This is a genomic window from Bacteroides sp. GD17, assembly GCF_038448625.1.
Lineage (GTDB): Bacteria > Bacteroidota > Bacteroidia > Bacteroidales > Bacteroidaceae > Bacteroides.
The window spans coordinates 274,639-293,531 of record NZ_JBCEZS010000001.1; the positions used below are offsets into that span (position 1 = coordinate 274,639).

The 18,893-nt window shown below is 52.2% G+C and carries 10 protein-coding genes; 3 read left to right on the forward strand and 7 right to left on the reverse strand.

The window, feature by feature from the left end; all coding sequences use genetic code 11:
- The first annotated feature begins 2 nt into the window (after positions 1 to 2).
- The 3 genes from AAE250_RS00930 (at position 3) to AAE250_RS00940 (ending at position 6,091) form a co-directional block, all read left to right on the forward strand.
- Entirely contained in the window at positions 3 to 1,112 is a 1,110-nt protein-coding gene (locus tag AAE250_RS00930) for a hypothetical protein (protein ID WP_294595464.1), read from the forward strand.
- A 61-nt stretch (positions 1,113 to 1,173) separates the two neighbouring features.
- Entirely contained in the window at positions 1,174 to 2,778 is a 1,605-nt protein-coding gene (locus tag AAE250_RS00935) for a fimbrillin family protein (protein WP_294595463.1), read from the forward strand.
- Positions 2,779 to 2,815: 37 nt separating this feature from the next.
- On the forward strand, positions 2,816 to 6,091 hold the full coding sequence (locus tag AAE250_RS00940; RefSeq protein ID WP_342288618.1) for a FimB/Mfa2 family fimbrial subunit: 3,276 nt from the start codon (positions 2,816 to 2,818) through the stop codon (positions 6,089 to 6,091).
- Between the two features lie 172 nt (positions 6,092 to 6,263).
- Here AAE250_RS00940 and uxuA read toward each other — a convergent pair whose 3' ends face one another.
- The 7 genes from uxuA to AAE250_RS00975 form a co-directional block, all read right to left on the reverse strand.
- On the reverse strand, positions 6,264 to 7,439 hold the full coding sequence (gene uxuA, locus AAE250_RS00945; RefSeq protein WP_294595458.1) for a mannonate dehydratase: 1,176 nt from the start codon (positions 7,437 to 7,439) through the stop codon (positions 6,264 to 6,266).
- Between the two features lie 345 nt (positions 7,440 to 7,784).
- Entirely contained in the window at positions 7,785 to 8,594 is an 810-nt protein-coding gene (locus AAE250_RS00950) for an SDR family oxidoreductase (RefSeq protein ID WP_294595456.1), read from the reverse strand.
- 103 nt (positions 8,595 to 8,697) lie between these two features.
- Positions 8,698 to 11,115 (reverse strand): glycoside hydrolase family 2 TIM barrel-domain containing protein, encoded by a 2,418-nt coding sequence (locus AAE250_RS00955; protein WP_294595455.1) that lies wholly within the window; start codon positions 11,113 to 11,115, stop codon positions 8,698 to 8,700.
- 180 nt (positions 11,116 to 11,295) lie between these two features.
- Positions 11,296 to 13,662 carry an alginate lyase family protein gene (locus AAE250_RS00960; RefSeq protein WP_294595453.1) on the reverse strand — a complete coding sequence of 789 codons (2,367 nt, stop codon included), beginning with the start codon at positions 13,660 to 13,662 and terminating at the stop codon, positions 11,296 to 11,298.
- A 20-nt stretch (positions 13,663 to 13,682) separates the two neighbouring features.
- Positions 13,683 to 16,346 carry a glycoside hydrolase family 2 TIM barrel-domain containing protein gene (locus tag AAE250_RS00965; RefSeq protein ID WP_294595450.1) on the reverse strand — a complete coding sequence of 888 codons (2,664 nt, stop codon included), beginning with the start codon at positions 16,344 to 16,346 and terminating at the stop codon, positions 13,683 to 13,685.
- A 262-nt stretch (positions 16,347 to 16,608) separates the two neighbouring features.
- Positions 16,609 to 17,181: a hypothetical protein gene (locus AAE250_RS00970; RefSeq protein ID WP_294595448.1), complete on the reverse strand. Its 573-nt coding sequence runs from the start codon at positions 17,179 to 17,181 to the stop codon at positions 16,609 to 16,611.
- A 25-nt stretch (positions 17,182 to 17,206) separates the two neighbouring features.
- Entirely contained in the window at positions 17,207 to 18,883 is a 1,677-nt protein-coding gene (locus AAE250_RS00975) for a RagB/SusD family nutrient uptake outer membrane protein (protein WP_294595447.1), read from the reverse strand.
- Between the last annotated feature and the right edge of the window lie 10 nt (positions 18,884 to 18,893).

Consider the following 18,893-nt stretch of genomic DNA (forward strand, 5'->3'; position numbering starts at 1 on the left):
GAATGAGATATAGACTATTACATATACATATCATTTGTTTAGCAATCACCGCCCTTCTGTTTTCGTGCAGTAGAGATGCAACCGACGGAATGCCTCCTCTTGTCCAGGCCCGGCTTAGCATCGAACTGGCGGACGATAGGGATGCAGACAGGCAGGAGGAGATACGCTCCATCCGGTTTATTGTGTTTAGTGATGTGTCCGGTTCTGCGGAGCTGGATGTGAACGAACGTATCATACTGGACAATCCGACTACGGCTACCGACATCACAGCACGAGATCTTCGGGTGACGCCCGACAATGATATTATGGTTATAGTCATTGCTAACGAACCACAGAGTCTCACAGACGAGCTCAACGGTATCACCAGTCTGGGGATGCTACAGAATATGAAATATAATATCGCTGCTATACTGAACAGCGACGGAGAAATCGTTTCATCCACCGGCATGCCCATGACGGGAGTTGTTCGCGATATATCCGTAGTGCCCGATGAAACAAAGAGTATAAGAATGGTTATCGAACGTGCTGTGGCCCGGGTCGACATCTTTCTCGAAGCTACAAACGGTGGAGCAGTGACCGGATATACCGCCAACACTACCAAAGTCACTTTGCATAACCTTACCCACAACAGCTATTTCGTGATGGGAAATGCAGAGAACGGTACACGTGATAATGCCAATGCTTCAAAGAATTACGGCAAAGTGATTGAGAACGTATCAACAGGCGATTTGCTGGAGAAGACCTGGGTGGCTGGAGAAGACAAAATCTGGGCATACTCATCTGCCGCCGGAGCCGAGAATCGGAAGTTGCTCTGTTCGTTCTATACAGCTGAGCGCATTTTCAGACAGGATAAATCCGACAGGCTGGCCGTCAGTATGGTCAATGTCTTGAAGGGACCTCCTGATACTACCGGAATAACCGGGAAAGTGATAGAGACAATTACGAAAGTCGATGATAACGGCAGTCCGGTGCCACAGCCATTTATGGAGATCCGGCGGAACAATGTTTATCAGATAACGGCTCGGGTAGGAAAAGTCGGCATCCAGATACTGGCAGTGACGGTAGAAGATTGGGGTGAACGACAGGACATCAACGTGAATATGGATTTGTAATAGCCTTTGCCGGATGTTTTTTGAATTGCGGATATGTTTTTAATTGCGGAAAGTGAATAAGATGATAAAGTTTAGAAATAGTATCAGGATGATTATGACAGCGACGGTTCTTCCGTTCGTCTTCTCCTCGTGCATCCGGGAAGAGATGATGTGCGAGAAGCAGATTGTTGTGCAACGTATCGGGGAAGGTGGAAGTGCCGGTACTCGCGGTGCAGTAATCTCCTCGAATACCGACCTGAAAGGGAAAGATTTCGGTTTCTCAGCCTCCCTGACGCCCAACTCATCTACACCGCAAACATACTTCAGCGCACGTGCCACGGTGAACACTGACTTGACTGCGACGATATCACCGCCACAATACTGGCCGGGCATGCTGGGTGCCAGTATGAAATTCTTCTCATGGTATCCGAGCGGTACGTATGCACTTGTTGCAGACTTCTCTACTACTCCCGGGCAGATGGCGCTGGACTATACGGCAGATGCGGCAGCCGCCAATCATGTCGATGTGTTGGCAGCGGTATCGGAGCCGGCATGGGGTGAAGGCGTGAATATACATTTCTATCACACCCTGACAAAGGTAACCTTCACGTTCCAGAAGCAAGATCCGGCACCCGATGAGGTTATCATCCGGAAAATAGAGCTACAGAACGTAGGGAAAAGCGGAAAGCTCACCGTGGCCGATATACCGGTTGCGACTACGATAAATAGCAAGCCTAAATTTGTGTGGAGCGGCATCACGACGGGAGCGGTTGCCTCTGCTCCCGGCAGTAACAATACGGTGACCAAAGAAGCTACCATGATTGGCGATACATTCCTCATGTTGCCGACAGATGCTTTCTCTGCTACGGCCAAGATAGTTATCACCACCAATTTCGGTGACCGGGAGTTCTTGCTCAAGGATATTGCCGCTGCCAAACCGCATACTTGGGAGTCGGGTGAGTACATCAACTATAACATTACCATCTCGAACGATACCTATCAGATATCTGCCACTCCTCTTGCGTGGGATGAAAGTCCGGTGAATGTTATTCTCGATAAGCAGTATTATCTCAAATTGTCGCAGACCAAAGTCGTGACGGCTGCCAATGCTGCTACGGTCGACATAACGGTCCAGACGAACTATGATGCAAATCCGAATACGGGCTATTCTGCCGGTGCGTCGTTGGATAAGAGTGACATGGATTTTTGGGCAGCGGCCACCATGAGCTCAATTTCTACTACAGGAGGTGTATATACCTATAATGTCAAAGTTGAGATGCCTAAGTATAACTCCGGAGATGGAACCGAACGAAAGACGTGGTTCTATGTCAATGCAGGTAACCTGCACCACCGGGTACTTCTGCATCAGTATGGTGGAGACGGAGTGTGGATGACTGCAGAGGTACAGTTGGATGCTAATGATATCGGAACCGGAATCATGCAGCGTCGCAAGCTTGTATTTACTTCGGGCAGTCCGGGTACATGGGGTTGGAAAATAACCCAGGTGAATGATCCGGATAAGATTCTGCTCAACAGCGAGACGATAGTTGAATCGAGCGGTGTGAGTGGCGATGCGGTCTACTTCTACTTCAGGGCTAATGCTGTATCCGGTGATAAAGCTACGCTTACGTTGACTAATACCAATGGTGATAATCCGCCCATAACGGTGACATTGACCGCACCGTAGGGATGAAAATAGATGTTTAAGAAAGGAAATTAGAAAGATGATATATAAGACTTCAATGCTCAGAAAGAGCTTTCTTCTGCCGATGTTGCTGGTGGCCGTATGGCTTAGCGGATGTGTGCAGGAAGAGTTTGACACAATGCCTTCAACGACTGGGAAGGGGGTGGCCTTCAGCCTGACAGTTCCCGATGTGGGCATTCCGTCCGTCTCTTCGCGCACAATGGCCGGAACGGGAACGGACAGCAAGGAGGATGAGGTGAAAACCGTAGATGTGCTTGTTTTCGATGTATCGCAAACGCCTGCGGTATTTCTGGAACGGGTAGAGGGTACAGGAATTACACAGAACTGGGCCGGGGGCGATGCGATGGTAAACTTCTCGGCCGTACTTTCTCCCACTACTGCATTGACCTGCATAGTGGTTGTAGCAAATAAACCGCTCAGCAGCATTGCGTCGGGTTTTACAAAAGGGAGCACCACCAAGGTTGAAGTTATGGAGGCGTTGACTCACACCTTAACCGGCAAATGGCCGGCTGACGGATCGACCGCCGGCGGCTACACGCCGATTCCCATGTACGGGGAGAAGACGGTGACTAAAATAGAGCCGTCAATGAATCCAATAACCGGCATCGGCATGAAGCGCATGCTGGCGCGTATCGACATACGCAACTCGACGCCAACGTCTAATAACTTCACGGTGGAGGAAGTTTACCTGGCCAATTATAATACCGCCGGTTACGTTGCCCCTGCCTGGAACACGAACGGACAGGTGATTGAGCCGATGCCGGATGTCCCTAAGATTCCGGGAGATAGTGGCAAGCAGACGGGCGAATCGGTTGTACTTCCATATACTGTGGGTGGCAGCAGGACATACGATGGAGAGATTTACACGTTCGAATCTCCTGCGGCGGCGGATGCCGGTGATGCATCGCAAGACGGGGCTGCAAGCCGTAAGGATGCTGTCTGCCTGATTGTGAAAGGAAAGATAGGTAGCGGTGAATCGACTTTCTACCGGGTAGACTTTACTAAGGCGGGAACGGCGACGGGCGAGGAGGTAACGTATTTACCCCTCAAGCGGAACTACAAATATATTATCAGCATTACGGAGGCTTCGGGTGCGGGCTATGCAAGCCTTGGCGAGGCGCTGGCTTCCTACACGGTGATGTCCAATCTGAAGTTCCGGGTGATACATTATAACCGGGATAAGATTAAGGATGTGGTCTATAACGGGCAGTATATGCTCGGGGTGGGCGAACCGGAGGTCAATGTAACGCAGTATCAGGATAATAATTATACTATAGATGTTTTCACCGATACTCCCGGCGGATGGAAGGCTTCCGTTACGCAAGGGGGTGACTGGCTCAAGTTTGCCGACGGAGCTGCTACGGCATCGGGCATTGGGAATGATGATACGAAGCTCGCACTGAAGATTCCCTATTTCAATAATGATATAGTCGGAGATTCGCGTACGGCGACCGTTACGCTGACAGCAGGGCGGTTGACCCACGAAATAAAGGTGACACAAAAGGTGATAGACCCTGGCATTATCAGGTTTGTCGATGCATACGGGAATATATTGCCGAATGGTCTCTTCTTCCCGATTAGAAATCCCGATGGTGACGACCTGCCCATCGAGCCGCAGACTGTGTATGTGATGTTCTCCGTAGACAGGATTGGCGGATTCCTGGAAAGCAGAGTGAATAATGATTATAGGAAACTGATACAATATCCTGCCAGCAACGGTATAATCCCTCAGTTGGAGATGGGAGGAGATGGCATGAAGATGTTCAGTGAAAGGGTGCAGGCGTTTACTGTACATCCAAACCCAAGAATGTCGGGTGATGGTACTAATGTTACAGATAATATTGGCTGGTGGTGGCGCTGGGATGCAATGTACTTTAACCTGTATGATAAAGAGCACTATTTGAAGACTGTATCGTTCCCTATCAATCAGGGAGAATTGCAGTTCTCGCTTCGATATTATCCCACTACTGTGAATAGCCGTACCTATAAAGTCTTCCTCGGTGCAGAGCAATATCTGCAATTGTTTGTCAACAACAACTGGGAAATCATGGGTGTAGAGCAGTTGAATGTGGTGAACGATGACGGCAGCGGACTGATGCGTCCCGACCAGGATAATGATGTTATTGTGGGCAGGAAGAATGCGGACGAGAAGATGTATAAGCAATCCCTTGTAGGTTATGATGATGGTAATGGAAATGATGTTGTGGGGCATGGATATGACTTCCGGCTGAAGCTCCACCCCGGCAAGTGGAAAGAGGGGAAAAGTGGAACGATAAGAATCACGTTCAGGAACGTAATGCACACGGTAGCGGATGATCTCTTTCCATTCTACCGGACGATTGACCTCCAGATGGTATCTGAAGACAAGTCCTATACGACCTCTGGAGAGCCTCTTTTCTATCTCTACCCGCTTCGGTTCGACAACCGAATCTTATATCAAACGAACGATGGGGGGGGACGGACCTACATGGGCCGCAAGGAGAGCCTGACCAAAGCAGTCGATGTATGCAAGGAGATAGGCGATGGTTGGCGCCTGCCCAACGTCAGCGAGCTGCTGATGTCCTATGTCTATACCGATGCCCTGGGCGGCAATGCGAACGGGGGGAGCGACGAAATGGGCCAGAACATATATGGCTGGTATCAGAACTGGACGGGCGACTACTGGTCTTCATCGTACTATACGGCGGCTGCAGATTCCTATTTCCGGTTGGAATTTTCATCGGGCTTTTTGGGCACTACTCCTGTCGGCAACGATAACTACTTCCGTTGTGTGAGGGACAACACTTATAGCGGAAAGAAGTACCCCTATCTTGATGTGGCCTCGTCGGGAGTTACCATCGTCTCCCGCGAAGGTGGCGTAGGAACAGATACCTCGGTACTGTTAGCCTCAGGCGAAACCCCGGATACTAGTGAAGCGATGAATAAGGTTGCTCCGAAGCTTCTGATAGAGAACACCAGTGGTACCGGTAAGAGCTGGGAGGATGCGAATGCGGCGTGTGTGGCTAAGGGGGACGGTTGGCGATTGCCCACTCAGCGTGAGATGTTTCTGCTGCTCAGCCTTGGCGGGTCTACGGTAGAGATGGAGAATCAGGGGTTCGGCAGTTCGATGGATTGGGGAAGCGACTTTCAGAAGATAGATGCCGTGCATTGGACGCTGACCGGGCGTAATGTCGATGAGTTCTGGTTGGTTGGATATACTTGGGTGCCGGAACGCAATCGCGGTGAGTTCGGAGCGTGGAGTCAAGATAAAACAGTGACTTGGTCTAAGTACCGCTGTGTGAAGAGTGTGAATTAATATTCTGCCATTCAGAAGCGGGCTATCCGTCATTCAGAGCGAAGCGAAGAATCTCTTCTCTTTATGCACAACTATACTATGCAAAGGGGAGTAGATTCTTCGCTTCGCTCTGAATGACGGATAGTCTTCGCTCTGAATAACGGAATGATAGACTAACTTCTATTTTAAGTTTTTATTCCTTAAAGACAGACTTTGCAATCCCCATTTCCAGCCCGCGCAGTTCTGCCAGTCCGCGGAGGCGGCCGATGCAGGAGTAGCCCGGATTGGTTTTCTTCTTCAGGTCATCCACCATCTGGTGTCCGTGGTCGGGACGCATGGGGATGGAGACACCACGCTTCTGTTGCAGTTCGAGGAAGGCCTTCATAACGTGATACATGTCCACGTCGCCCTCCAGGTGGTTGGCTTCGTAGAAGTTGCCTTCGGCATCGCGCTGCGTGCTGCGCAGGTGGACGAAGTTGATGCGGTCGGCAAACTGCTGCATGATGGCGGCGCAGTCGTTGGCGCTGCTTACGCCGAGCGAGCCGGTGCAGAGGCAGAGGCCGTTGCTCTTGTTGGGTACGGCATCAATCAGCGCCTGGAAGTCGGCGGCAGAGCTCATGATGCGGGGCAGGCCGAGGATGGAGCAGGGAGGATCGTCCGGGTGGATGACCAACTCTACGCCGGCTTCGTCGGCAACGGGGGCTATTTCCCGGAGGAAGTAGATCAGGTTGGCGCGCAGCCGTTCGGGCGTGATGTCCTTGTAGCGGTCCAGTTCCTGCTGGAATTGCTCCAGGGTGAAGCTTTCTTCCGAGCCCGGCAGACCGGCAATCATGTTGCGGACCAGCAGTTGCTTGTCGGCTTCGGTCATCTGCTCGAAGCGGGCGCGGGCTTTGGCTCGTTCTTCTTCGGAGTAGTCGGCTTCGGCACCGGGACGTTTCAAGAGGAAGAGGTCGAAGGCAACGAAGGCGGCACGCTCGAAGCGGAGGGCGCGGCTGCCGTCGGGCAACTCATAGGCCAGGTCGGTACGCGTCCAGTCCAGAACGGGCATGAAGTTGTAGGTGACGATGCGTACACCGCACTGTCCGAGGTTGCGCAGGCTCTGCTTATAGTTGTCAATGTACCGTTGGAAATCTCCCGTCTGGGTTTTGATATGTTCGTGCACCGGCACGCTTTCTACTACAGACCAGCGCAGGCCGACGGCTTCGATCATTTCTTTCCGTTTCATGATTTCTTCTACTGTCCACACTTCGCCGTTGGGGATGTGGTGCAGGGCGTTCACGATGCCGGTGGCTCCGGCTTGCTTGATGTCCCATAGGCTGACGGGGTCGTTAGGACCATACCAGCGCCAGGTTTGTTCACATAGTGTCATAATGAAATTCGTTTTAAAGTTTGTAATGGGGGGGATTTCAGTTTCTCTCCTTACCAGGGTAGGTGGCCTTCCCTTACCAGGGTAGATGGTCTTCCCTTACCAGATTGACTCTGTTTTGACAGGAATATGAGCAAGAGTATCTCCAACTCCTCCGCCTGAAAGGGGAGGTGCCCGTAGGGCGGAGGGGTTTTACATCCGAAGGGACTTATCTATTGCAAAGTTACTCTCTGCTTATGTAAGACCCCCTCCCCCCTACGGGGTACTCCCCCTTTCAGGCGGGAGAGTTGGAGATACTTATGTTTATCATTTCATTCATGTCTATCATCCTGCCGAACTCACGTAATTTTAAATCGAGAATGCGTCAAAACCGCCGTCTACCACTGACAATGCTCCCGTGACGAAGCTGGATGCATCGCTGATAAGGTAGTGTATGGTGCCGAACAGCTCTTCCGGCTCGGCAAAGCGGCCGCAGGGAGTATGGGCAATGATGGTCTTGGCACGGTCGGTATAAGAACCGTCTTCATTTGTCAACAGTGCGCGGTTTTGGTTGGTCAGCAAGAAGCCGGGAACGATGGCGTTTACGCGCAGCTCGGGGCTGAACTTGACGGCCAGTTCCGTAGCCATGTAGCGGGTATAGTTGGCAATGGCAGCCTTAGCAGAGCCGTAACCTACCACACGGGTCAGCGGGCGCAGGGCAGACTCAGAACAGAAGTTGACGATGGCGCCCTTCTTGTTCCGGGCCATGACGTCTACAAACGCCATTGTAGGCAGGATGGTACCGAAGAGGTTGAGGTCGACTACTTTCTTGAATGCATCTACATCCAGGTCGAGCACGGTCTTATCCGGTGCGATGGTGGCGCCGGGCATATTGCCTCCGGCAGCGTTCAGCAGCACGTCGATGGTGCCGAAGCGTTCGAGGATGGCCTTCTTGTTATCTTCCAGGATATCTTTGTTCAGTACGTCGGTGACGAGGAACAGGGCTTCTGTCTTTTGGCTGAGTTCAGCTTCCAGTTGTTTGCCGAGCTCTTCTACACGGTCCAGGATGACCAGTTTTGCACCTTGCTCTGCCAGGTAGCCTGCAATGCTTTTACCTAAGATACCACAACCGCCGGTGAGGACGATTACTTTTCCCTTAATGTCGAATAAGTTTTTCATGATTCATGTATTTTAGTTTATCGTTTCTGCAAAAGTACGGAATAATCCGGGGTACTTTTTACTGGATTGCACATAAAAATTATCAAAATTGTTCAATACTGATTTAAAGGGTGGCAATTGTCGTCATACTTTGTATCCGTTTGCCACTGCCGGCACTGACTGCAATCGGTGTTTCTCCTCTCTTTACGCAGATACTTGCCCGTCCGTTGGCGGCTTGTATGCGGCGTGAGCCGCAGGAGGTTCCCTGATTCTGTAGCAATGCCTTGCTGTCCGTGCTGCCAAACTCGATGAAGTCGGCGGCATCCAGGCAGCGCACCCCGTTCTTATCTACCAGTTCGGCTTGTACCAGTACCGTTTCAGCATCGAGGACGCTTTGCGTCAGGCGGATTTCGGCCGGTTCGCCCCATGCCTGCGTCTGGTATTCCTGACTGATTTCGTCTTTCAGCCGCAACTTTCCGTTGTACCCGATGGCTTCAATCTTGTTTTCTCCTTCTTTCAGCACTACGTTCCAGTGCAGGCCTGCTGCCGGGAAGTCCTGGCTGTTCCGCTGTTTTCGCCCTTGCGATGTGCCGTTGACGAACAACTCTACTTCGGGACAGTTGGAGTAGACGAGGATCTCTTTCGGCTCGTCCGCACGTCCCCAGCGCACGGGCCAGGTGTGTCCGTAGATGTGCAGCATGGGTTCACGGCTCCAGTAGGACTGGAAGACGTAGTAGCTCTCTTTCGGCGTACCGTCGCGCTGCACCACTCCTTTCTGGTTGACGTAAGGAATGGGATTCTGCGGGCGCAGCGGGGTGGAGAAATCCTTGAAGGTCCAGAAGGCAGCTCCCGTAAGCCAGGGCATGTTCTCTTGCTCCTTCAGGTGCCAGTCGAAGAGGCGGACGATGTACGATTCACTCCAATCACCGTTACGGTCGCCTGCTTCGATGTCGAAGGAGGAACGGCCTTCGGTGATTATCTCCTCGGCATGGCGCCCGGCATGACTGTCGCCTCCCCATTCGGCATGAATAAAGCGGGGCGTACTCTCGAAGCCTGCCCGTTCCATCTCGTGGTAATTGCGGAAACGGCGGCCGTACCAGCCTGCCCAGATAGTAGGGGAATAGACGTCTACGATATCCTTGCAGAAGTCGCAGCGACGGATGACGGTGGAGCGTGTAGGGTCGAGGTGGTGGGAGAGGTCGTTCAGTTCGCTCATGAAGGCGCGTATGCTGTCCTTGTCGAAAGTCTCGAAATCGCCCGGCCAGTCGTTCTCATTGCCCATCCCCCAAAGGATGATGGAGGGGTGGTTGCGGTGCTGGCTTATCATATTCGTGAGCATACGGCGTGCCTGGTCTTTGTACGTCTCTCCGCCCAGTCCGCCGCGGCACCAGGGAATTTCTTCCCAAACCAGCAGTCCCAGTTCGTCGCACAAGCGGAGGATGATATCCGATTGTTGGTAGTGCCCCAGGCGGATGAAGTTGGCGCCCATTGCCTTGATTTGCTGCATTTCGGTGCGCATCATCTCTTCGGTCAGGGCGGCGGCAACGCCTGCATGGTCTTCGTGGCGGTGGGTGCCGCGCAGCAACAGTCGCTTGCCGTTCAGGTAGAAGGGGCCTTTCTCTTCGAAGCGGAAGTAGCGGAAGCCGAAGCGTTCGGTGGCTTGTAGGGTATCACCGTTGCAAATCAGCTCGGCGATGCAGGTGTAGAGTGCAGGAGAGTCCGGCGACCACAGCTGCGGGCGCTTCAGGGAGAACTGATACGCGGACGACACGGACGAAGCGGATTGTATCTCTTTTCCATCGGGCGAGAGGATGCGGAGGTTGATTTGCCGGGCTTTGTCCGATGCATCGTCCGGCATTTGGAACTGCACCGATACGCTGCCTTCCCGTCCTTTTTCGTCCGTCTCTGCATCTATACGAATACCGTCGAAGTGCACGGCAGGTACATATACCAGGTTTACATACCGGTAGAGCCCGCCGTAGAGGTTGAAGTCGGACATGTCGGAAGGTATCATCTCCGTGTCGCGACTGTTGTCACAACGCACGGCGATGGGCACTTGCCCCTTGAAGCGCTTCCGGCAGACGGGGTCTTGCTTGAAACGGGCTACGGCGTCGGTGATGTCTGCCTTCCATCCGTCATATCCGCCGGTGTGGGAGGCAACGCGGGTGGTGTAGACGTATACTTCCGTCTTCTGGCCCGCGCCTTCAAACTCCAGATAGGTACGCCCGTCTTCGTAGGGATTGTCTATGCTGAGTGTGGTGCGATACCAGCCGGGCCCTTGATAGTAGTTCACATCTGGATCTACGGCATCTTCCGCATTGAAGCAGTGGGGCAGGGTGACTGCTTGCCACAGGGGTACGGTTTCGGGCTTTCCGGCTCCGGTGATGGGACGCATTACTTCCCAAATACTCCCCATATCCTGGCGGATGAATTCCCATCCCGCGGTGAGGCGCTGCTTGCGGTCGGTGGGGATGAGTGCGAAGGTCTGCATGGGGAGGAGCAGCCCTAACAATAAGATTAACAACTGTTTCTTTGGTTTCATAGGAGTGTATTTCAGGGGCATTTCTACCCCGTTTGACAGACACTGGTGTTCATCGTGACAGACACCAGTGTTTGTCGTGACAGGGGCCAGTGTCTGTCATGACAGAGGCCAGTGTTTGTCACGACAGAGGCCAGTGTCTGTCGCGGTGGGTTTTAGCACTTGCGTTGCATACTGCTTATATTATTCTAAATCAAGCTTTTCCTTTCGAGCCAGCGCTTCCAGATAATAGTAGTCGGCATAGTTCAGCGGCACGTCTATCTCACTGCCACCGGGATGGTGTCCTGTGGAGTGTAGCAGCAGGAAGCCGTAGTGAGTGCCCGGTTCTGCTTGGTAGTGCTTGTTGAGGCTGTCTACTATCTTGTCAGCCGTGGCGCGGTACTGCTTTCCCTTTTCTGGCGATACATACGTGCAGAGCTCGTAGAGGGCAGAAGCTATAAGTGCGGCGGCGGAAGCGTCGCGCGGCACGTCGGGATTTACCTTTTCGGGCGTGCAGCCGTTGATGACGTCCATCTTCATATCCCAGTAGGGTACGCCGTCGGCGGGCATGTTAGGCAGGTTCAGAAAGAAGTCGGCGATGCCCTCGCTCTGCTTCAGGTAGGCAGGATCGTGGGTGAAGCGGTAGCACATGGTGTAGGCATACAGTCCCCAGGCTTGTCCGCGGCTCCAGAAGGAATCGTCGGAGTTGCCCTGGTGTGTCTGCTTTGCACGCACTTCGCCGGTTTCAGGGTCATAGTCCACCACGTGGTAGGAAGAGTAGTCCGGACGGAAGTGGTTCTTCAGGGTGGTGTTGGCATGGGTCACGGCGATGTTCCAATAGACGGAGTCACCGGTCAGTTGGGTGGCGCGGAACAGCATTTCCAGGTTCATCATGTTGTCGATTATGACGGGATACTTCCACTTGTCACGGTTGTGGTCCCAGGAACGGATGCTTTTTACCTTCGGGCTGTAGCGGGTAATCAGTGTCTTGGCGCTTTGCAGCACTACGTCCAGGTAGGAGCGCTCGCCTGTCAGCTCGTACGCTTTGCCGAAGCTGTCGTACATCATGAAGCCCAGGTCGTGGGTGCCTTTGTGCCATTTGGCTTCTTCGATGGGCCACGTCCAGCTGATGGCAGACTGGCGCCAGAAGTCATCGTTCGTATAGGCATACATCTGCCACAACGAGCCGGGAAAGAAGCCCGAACACCAGTCGTGCGGATGTATCATGGCCAGCGAGCCGTCCTTGTTGATGCTGCGGGGCTCTACACGGCGCTTGGCTGCATTCTTCTCTTCTTTCCGTGCCTTGTCGGCGCATTGCATGGCCAGTTTCAGCTGTCCGGCGGCAAAGGCGTATGCATTGTCCGTTTCGGAGGCCTGCACATAAAGCAGGTTGAAGGGGTCGCGCAGGTTCAGCACACGGTGTGCGTCATAAAGTCGCAGGTAATCCTTGCGGGCAGGATTTAGGTAGACAGCCGTGCGGTAGAGGTCTTTGCAGAAGTGCTGCTGTGAGTTTTCCCATCCGCTTATCTGCTGGTAGGGCCATTCGTTGAGGCTCTTTCCCAGGTATGGAGTCAGGAAATCCATCGCTTTGTAGAAGTTCCGTCCGTCGGTGGAAGTGGCGTTGTCGATGTTGCTGCCCAGTTTCTTTGCCATCAGCATGATGTCGATGAAGTGCGTCAGGTTGTATTGCGAATAGTGGAAGGCGAGGGTACGGCGCAGTTCCTGCGGCTGGCTTCCGTCCGGTTCTATTTGCGGATAGATGCGCTTTTCGGGCAGGACGTTGATGACTTCCTGCGCTTTCTTTATATTGCCGGTGTAGAGGGAGAAGGCAATGATTTGTGCGTCGTAGGCCACGCTGTGATTGTTGGCGCCGGCACCTTCCTCTTTGCCTTGCTCGCTGGTCAACATCCAGTCGGTCAGCTTGGCAAACCATGTCTTCAACTGTTTGCTGTCTTTCGCTGTGAATGCTTTCGACTGCTCTAACAGAGGAAGAGCGTCCAGCATCTCCACGAAAGAATAAGTGTCTATCAGTCCGTAGCAACGACCTTCGTTGTTGTATCGGCCGGGAATGACTTGGGCATAACGCAGATTGGGATTCATACGCGTGTCTTTGTTGAGGAACCATACGCGGACCAGTTCTGTGGCTTTTTGCGCATATCGCTCGTCGTTGCTGAAGTACCAGGCGAGGGCAAGGGTAGTGATGCGTTCGGCGGTTATGCCCAGGCGGTTGCGGTCCAACTTCTCTAATTCGGGGTTGGAGAGGCCGTCACGGCTGACGTAGGGCAGACCGTCCGGTTTTGTAGGGTCGGGCCAGTAGTATCGTGCCTGGCTCATGTAGTCGTGCTTGTCGCCACTGGCCGGTGTCTTCTCTTTCAGCATGACGGAAAGGGGTTGTACATCCAGCAGTTTGTCTGCCTTTGATTGAAGCTCTTGATAAGCGGAGGCATAGAACGGCTCCCGGATGGACTGTTTTACGTTGGCAAGATGCGTTGCATCCCAAATGGACTGTGCTTGTGCAGAGGCTGTCAGAAGCAATAAAGCAAATGTCCATTGTGCTACTCTCGATTTCATGGGGTTTTCTGTTTTATCGGTTAATAAATATTTCGGAGTTTAATGCCATTCAGGAAACAGGTTCCACTGCCGGAGTGGAAGCGTATCTCGATATGGTCTTCGTTATTGGTGATGTAGTACTTCTTCCGCAGTGCATGGAAGTAACCGCTTTCCCGGCAGGGAGAAAGGCTTTCTTCCAGTACGGTTCCGTTTACGGAGATACTGAATGCGTTTTCGCGGTTCTCTTGCTGACCGCTGCGATCCAGCAGGTAGGCTGCGGTGGCGTTCTGGCGGAAAATGTCCGTAAAGAGAAGTTCTACCTCGTAGACTCCTTTCGGAGCGTCGAAGCGATATCCTTCGATGTCGGTTCTGAGGGTTTGGAACAGGGGGCCGTCGGCGGTGTTTCGTATCTCGGTCTGCGTGCCTTGTTCTTTACCGCCGATGAATCCCCAGCTGCCTTCTTTATAAGGTTGGTCGGGGAGCCAGGTCAGTTGGCTCTCGTCGGAGGTGTAGAAGCATTGGCTTCCTACGTTGACCGCCAGTTCCAGATTTTTCAGGTTGGCAGCGCTGTTCAGATTTGCCGGAATGGGGGTGAAGTGTACTTTCAGTCCATCTTGTACCGTCTTTCCCTGGTAGCTGCCTTGTGCGAAGAGGAAAGGTACTTTACTGTTGAATGGAACTTCGAAAGTCGTAGTCTGGTTCTCAACACTGCGTTTCCCTAAGGACTTTCCATCGATAAAGAGTTCTACTTCAGGAAGGTTGGTGTATATCTTTACCGGGAGCAGGACGGGAGCATCACCTTGCTGTACGCCGGTGCGCCGGGTCCAGTCGCGGCTGGCAATGTGCAGAACCGGAATATCCTTGCGCCAGGTTGCCTGGTAATAGTAATATACGTCTTTGGGGGTACGGTCGGCATAAACCAGCCCCTTATTGTTGATGCGCGGCATGGATTCATCCCGCAGGGCGGAAGAGAAATCGATGAAGTTCCAGTGGGTGCCTCCGCAGATGTAGGGTGTTTCTTCCAGCACCGGCAGGTAGTGTTCGAGGTACTTCTGCTGATATTCGATGCTGAAATCAAAGGCATGGGGAACCAGCGAATGTAGACGCTTGTCTGAACCGGCACCGTATTCGCTGACAATCATAGGATGGGTGGGATAGTCGCGGTGTTGCTGAGCCAGGTATTTTTCAAATCCGGTGACATCGCCGCCATACCATCCTTGGTACAGGTTCCAGCCTACGACATCGGTGATATTGCTCAGTCCGGTTTCGTTGTAACTGTTGCTGCCATGGAATGCCATGGTGCTCAGCCGGGTGGAGTCTTCCTCTTTCAGGACTTTCTCCAGCCTGTTGGCAAGTGCCAGGGTACGCTCTATGACGGGTTTCAGTTCTGCTTCGGTCTTGTACTTCCGTTGGGTGACGAGTAGAATCTCGTTCATATATCCCCAAACGATGACGGAAGGGTGGTTGTAGTGCTGGCGAATCATTTCCCGCAGATTGCGTTCGCAGTTGTCGCCATAGCCTGGAGTATCGGGCACAATGTCGATGATGGGAATCTCTTCCCATGCCAGCATTCCCAGTTTGTCGCACATTTCGAGCAGGGCATCGTCTTGCGGGTAATGGGAAATGCGGATGAAGTTGGCACCCATTTCTTTCATCAGTTTCATGTCACGGCGGTGCATCTCGTCCGTCAGGGCCACACCGATGGGCTTTTGGTCCTGGTGGCGACAGATGCCGCGCAGTTTGTAGGGCTTTCCGTTGAGGAAGAAGCCCTCATTGCTGTCGAAGCGGAACCATCGGAAACCGGTATGGTGGCTGCTTTGGTCCAGGACGGTTTTTGTCTTGCGGTTGCGCAAGGTCGTTTCCACCCGGTAGAGGGCGGGAGTTTCGGGCGTCCATAGTTGGGGATGGAGGATGGGGGAGCTTTCGTTGTGGAAAGCGTAGGTTTCTCCTGCTTTCAGTTGTATCGATTGTTTGAGCGTTTGCAGAAGGGTTCCGTCCGGTTGGTAGATGGAGTGTGTCAGTTCGAGAGCCGCTTTCTCTTGCGCATCGTTCTTTACTTCTCCGCGAATGGATACGGTGGCTTGTTCTTCAGATACTTGGGGGGTGCTGATGAAGATGCCGTCGGAGCCATGGTTCGCCAGATTGAAGTGCTGCTTGGGTACTGCCGTCAGCCATACATCGCGGTAGATGCCGCCAAAGAAAGTGAAATCACCCGAAATAGGAGGGATATCCATTCGGGAATTGTCCACACGGATAGCCAGTGTGTTGGCTTTTCCGGCGGAAAGGAACGGCGTGATGTCGAAGGTGCAGGCAGTATATCCCCCCGTATGTTCGTCCACTTGTTTTCCGTTTATATAGATGGTGGCTGCCTTACTGGCTGCGTCCAGCTTCAGGAATATCTGTTTCCCTTCCCAGCTGCCGGGGATATGGACGGGACGGCGATACCATCCGGTGCCACGGTAATAATCTTTTTCCGTATAAGCATCGGTGTTCCAAGTGTGGGGCAGATGGATGCTGCTCCATTGACTGTCGTCGAAGGCGCTGTCTGATGCGGCGGCGCATTCGCCTTTCAGGAACTTCCAACTGTCGTTGATGGTTTGAGTCTCCCGTTGCGCAATGCAGGGTGATACAATGAATGAAGCGAGGACAGTGGCTATGATCCATGTTGCCACTTTGTGTCTGTAGGGATGGTTCAGTCTCTTCATGGTAAAAGGTTACAGAATGATTAATAGGAGCAAAGTTACGATAATTGTATGAACTTTACATAAGTCAGAGTACATCAAAACTTTCTCTCTGTTCTCTTTTTAACTACATCGGGGATTTCTCTTCCGTTTCTCATTTTATTGGGAATGAAGTTGTTGGCATCAGTATGTAGAAAAAAGAGTGGTGGAACCGGAATTATTTCAGGTGCTTCCACCACTCCTACCTTGAATACAATCTTTCAATCCAAATAAAGAAAACGTGAAGCTATTTGATGTTCACCGTTACATAATAGTTCTCACTGAAGGCACGTACTTCATATTCGTTTGTCTTGGCGATGGTAGTGGTGCTTACATCTGTGGGATCAATCGTCTTGGTGGGATCAAAGGTTAGTACACGCAGTTTTCCCTTCTTTCCATTCAAGGCCTTGATGAAAACAGGTTGACTGCCTTGCAACGCATTGGGCCACGTCATGCTGTAGCCGCCGTTGGCGTCGGGAGTCAGGACCGTACCGCTTTGGTCCACTACCTGGTAGTCGGTGCCGCATACCAGTTGAGGCTCCGTATTCTCTTTGTTTTGAGGCACGGCGGAGGTATAGTAGTTCACTACCGGGCTGTACGAACGTTTGTAGGCGCTGAAGAAGTAAGTAGGGACTTCTACGATTTCTCCTTGTTCCACATTGTATTGCAGTTCGTTGCCACCGGGATATTTCACATTACCCAATCCGTAGTAATAGATGTGTTCCATGGCCGGATTGTTGTTGCTCCAGTCATCATCGCCACAACTGCTGAATAAACCGCAAGTGGCAACCATTGCCAAAAGTATCATAATCTTTTTCATAATCTTTCTTCTTATTGTTATATCATTAATCTTTAGCATTGCCCCAATTAGGATTCTGTTTGATGTTACCGCCGGAGGTACTGATTTCGTAAGTCGGAATCGGGTAGAGATAATCTCTTGCCGGGTCGAAGTTACGTGAACCGGCTTCTTCAATGACGAAGATATTGCCTTCATCATAAAGCTTTTCGCCCTTGTACTTGCCGTCGGCGTCGGTTAGTCGTCCGCCCAGTTCTTTCTCTTTGACGGGAGTCTCGTCGGCATTGTAGAGCAGGCCGAGAACAGCATTGGGCAATACTTTTTCGGCTGTTTTCCAGCGGATGATGTCGTCGTAGTGCAAACCTTCATCTATAAATTCCACCATGCGTTCCCGGCGGATTTCATCGAGCATGTTCAGGCCGTTGGCTTGTACAAAGGCGTTGGTAAGCATCGTGTTGAAGCCTGCACGACGGCGTACGGTGTTGATAGTTTCGTCCAGTTTCTCATCACTGATACTTCCGTTATATTCATAGAAAGCTTCTGCGTAGGAGATCAGGATTTCGGCATAACGGATAATCATCTTGTCCAGCGTCTCCTTGCTATTGGTTGACCATTCGCTCATGATGAAACCCTTTTTAATGGGATAGCCGTAGCCATGTGCCTGGTCGTCGGTCTTGAATGGTGTATAGGCTCCTTTGTAAGCCTGTTCGCCTACGGAGTACAGGGTCATGGCGAGACGTGGGTCACGGTTCTCAAGAATGTCGGCGTACTTCACTTCCGGACGTATCACTAAAGAAGACTTCTCACGGGGCAGTCCGTCCGTATAGAGGAAGTTGTCCACCATGCTGCGGGTTACGGCAGCGGTATTCTCCAGCCCACGTGAATTGTTGTGTGTGATGATGCCTGCGTCATTCGGTCCGTAAATCTTGACGAATACACTTTCCTTGTTTTTATCTCCCTCGCCGTCAAACAGGAACAGTTTCGTGAAGTCGGGGTAGAGGGAATGTTTCTTTTCCGTATAAATCATGGTTTCGGCAGCATCGACGGCTTTTTTCAAGTGTGCCTTGTAGTCGCCTCCGGTTGTCTGGTGGTATTTCTTGTGAGTACCTTCATACAGTCCGATGCGCACCATCATGCCAAGGGCGGCAGACCGGGACACACGTCCCCAGTCGGAACCGGTCAGCTTGTCTATCTGCGGCAGATGTTGCGCGGCAAAGTCGAGGTCGCTGTAGCACTGCTGAATCACGTCCTCACGCGGGTCGCGTGCACGTTTGACATCCGGGTCACTGGTAGAATCGAATACTTTGAGAATCAAAGGCACGTCACCATATTTCTTCACTAAGTCAAAGTAGTGGTAGGCACGGAAGAAACGTGCTTCGGCTATCCAGCGGTCTTTGGTTTCCTGGGCGATGGGGGCCGTTTCACCTTTGATGATGATGTTGTTGCACACGCCGATGCGGTTGTAAGGATATGTCCAGTCATTGGATGTGCCGGGCACACTGCGGTTGCCGCTGGACACTCCGTCCTGGTTGGGACCTACCAGCTCGTCCGAGCGTTTGTCGTGTGAGAAACCGGGCAGGTCGATATAAAGTCTGTTGCAGGCGCCGCGCAAGTCGGTTTCTGATTTCCAGAAGTTGGTGTCTGCCAATTTAGTCTCAGGCTCTACGTCCAGCGAGCAACTGGCAACAAGCAGAGCGGTAGCGAATAATGCATATATCTTTTTCATGATAATCATT

Excerpts from the sequence above, each read along its gene's own strand:
- AAE250_RS00930 (WP_294595464.1), top strand. The coding sequence starts at position 3 with ATGAGATATAGACTATTACATATACATATCATTTGTTTAGCAATCACC.
- AAE250_RS00935 (WP_294595463.1), top strand. The coding sequence starts at position 1,174 with ATGATAAAGTTTAGAAATAGTATCAGGATGATTATGACAGCGACGGTT.
- AAE250_RS00940 (WP_342288618.1), top strand. The coding sequence starts at position 2,816 with ATGATATATAAGACTTCAATGCTCAGAAAGAGCTTTCTTCTGCCGATG.
- uxuA (WP_294595458.1), bottom strand. The coding sequence starts at position 7,439 with ATGACACTATGTGAACAAACCTGGCGCTGGTATGGTCCTAACGACCCC.
- AAE250_RS00950 (WP_294595456.1), bottom strand. The coding sequence starts at position 8,594 with ATGAAAAACTTATTCGACATTAAGGGAAAAGTAATCGTCCTCACCGGC.
- AAE250_RS00955 (WP_294595455.1), bottom strand. The coding sequence starts at position 11,115 with ATGAAACCAAAGAAACAGTTGTTAATCTTATTGTTAGGGCTGCTCCTC.
- AAE250_RS00960 (WP_294595453.1), bottom strand. The coding sequence starts at position 13,662 with ATGAAATCGAGAGTAGCACAATGGACATTTGCTTTATTGCTTCTGACA.
- AAE250_RS00965 (WP_294595450.1), bottom strand. The coding sequence starts at position 16,346 with ATGAAGAGACTGAACCATCCCTACAGACACAAAGTGGCAACATGGATC.
- AAE250_RS00970 (WP_294595448.1), bottom strand. The coding sequence starts at position 17,181 with ATGAAAAAGATTATGATACTTTTGGCAATGGTTGCCACTTGCGGTTTA.
- AAE250_RS00975 (WP_294595447.1), bottom strand. The coding sequence starts at position 18,883 with ATGAAAAAGATATATGCATTATTCGCTACCGCTCTGCTTGTTGCCAGT.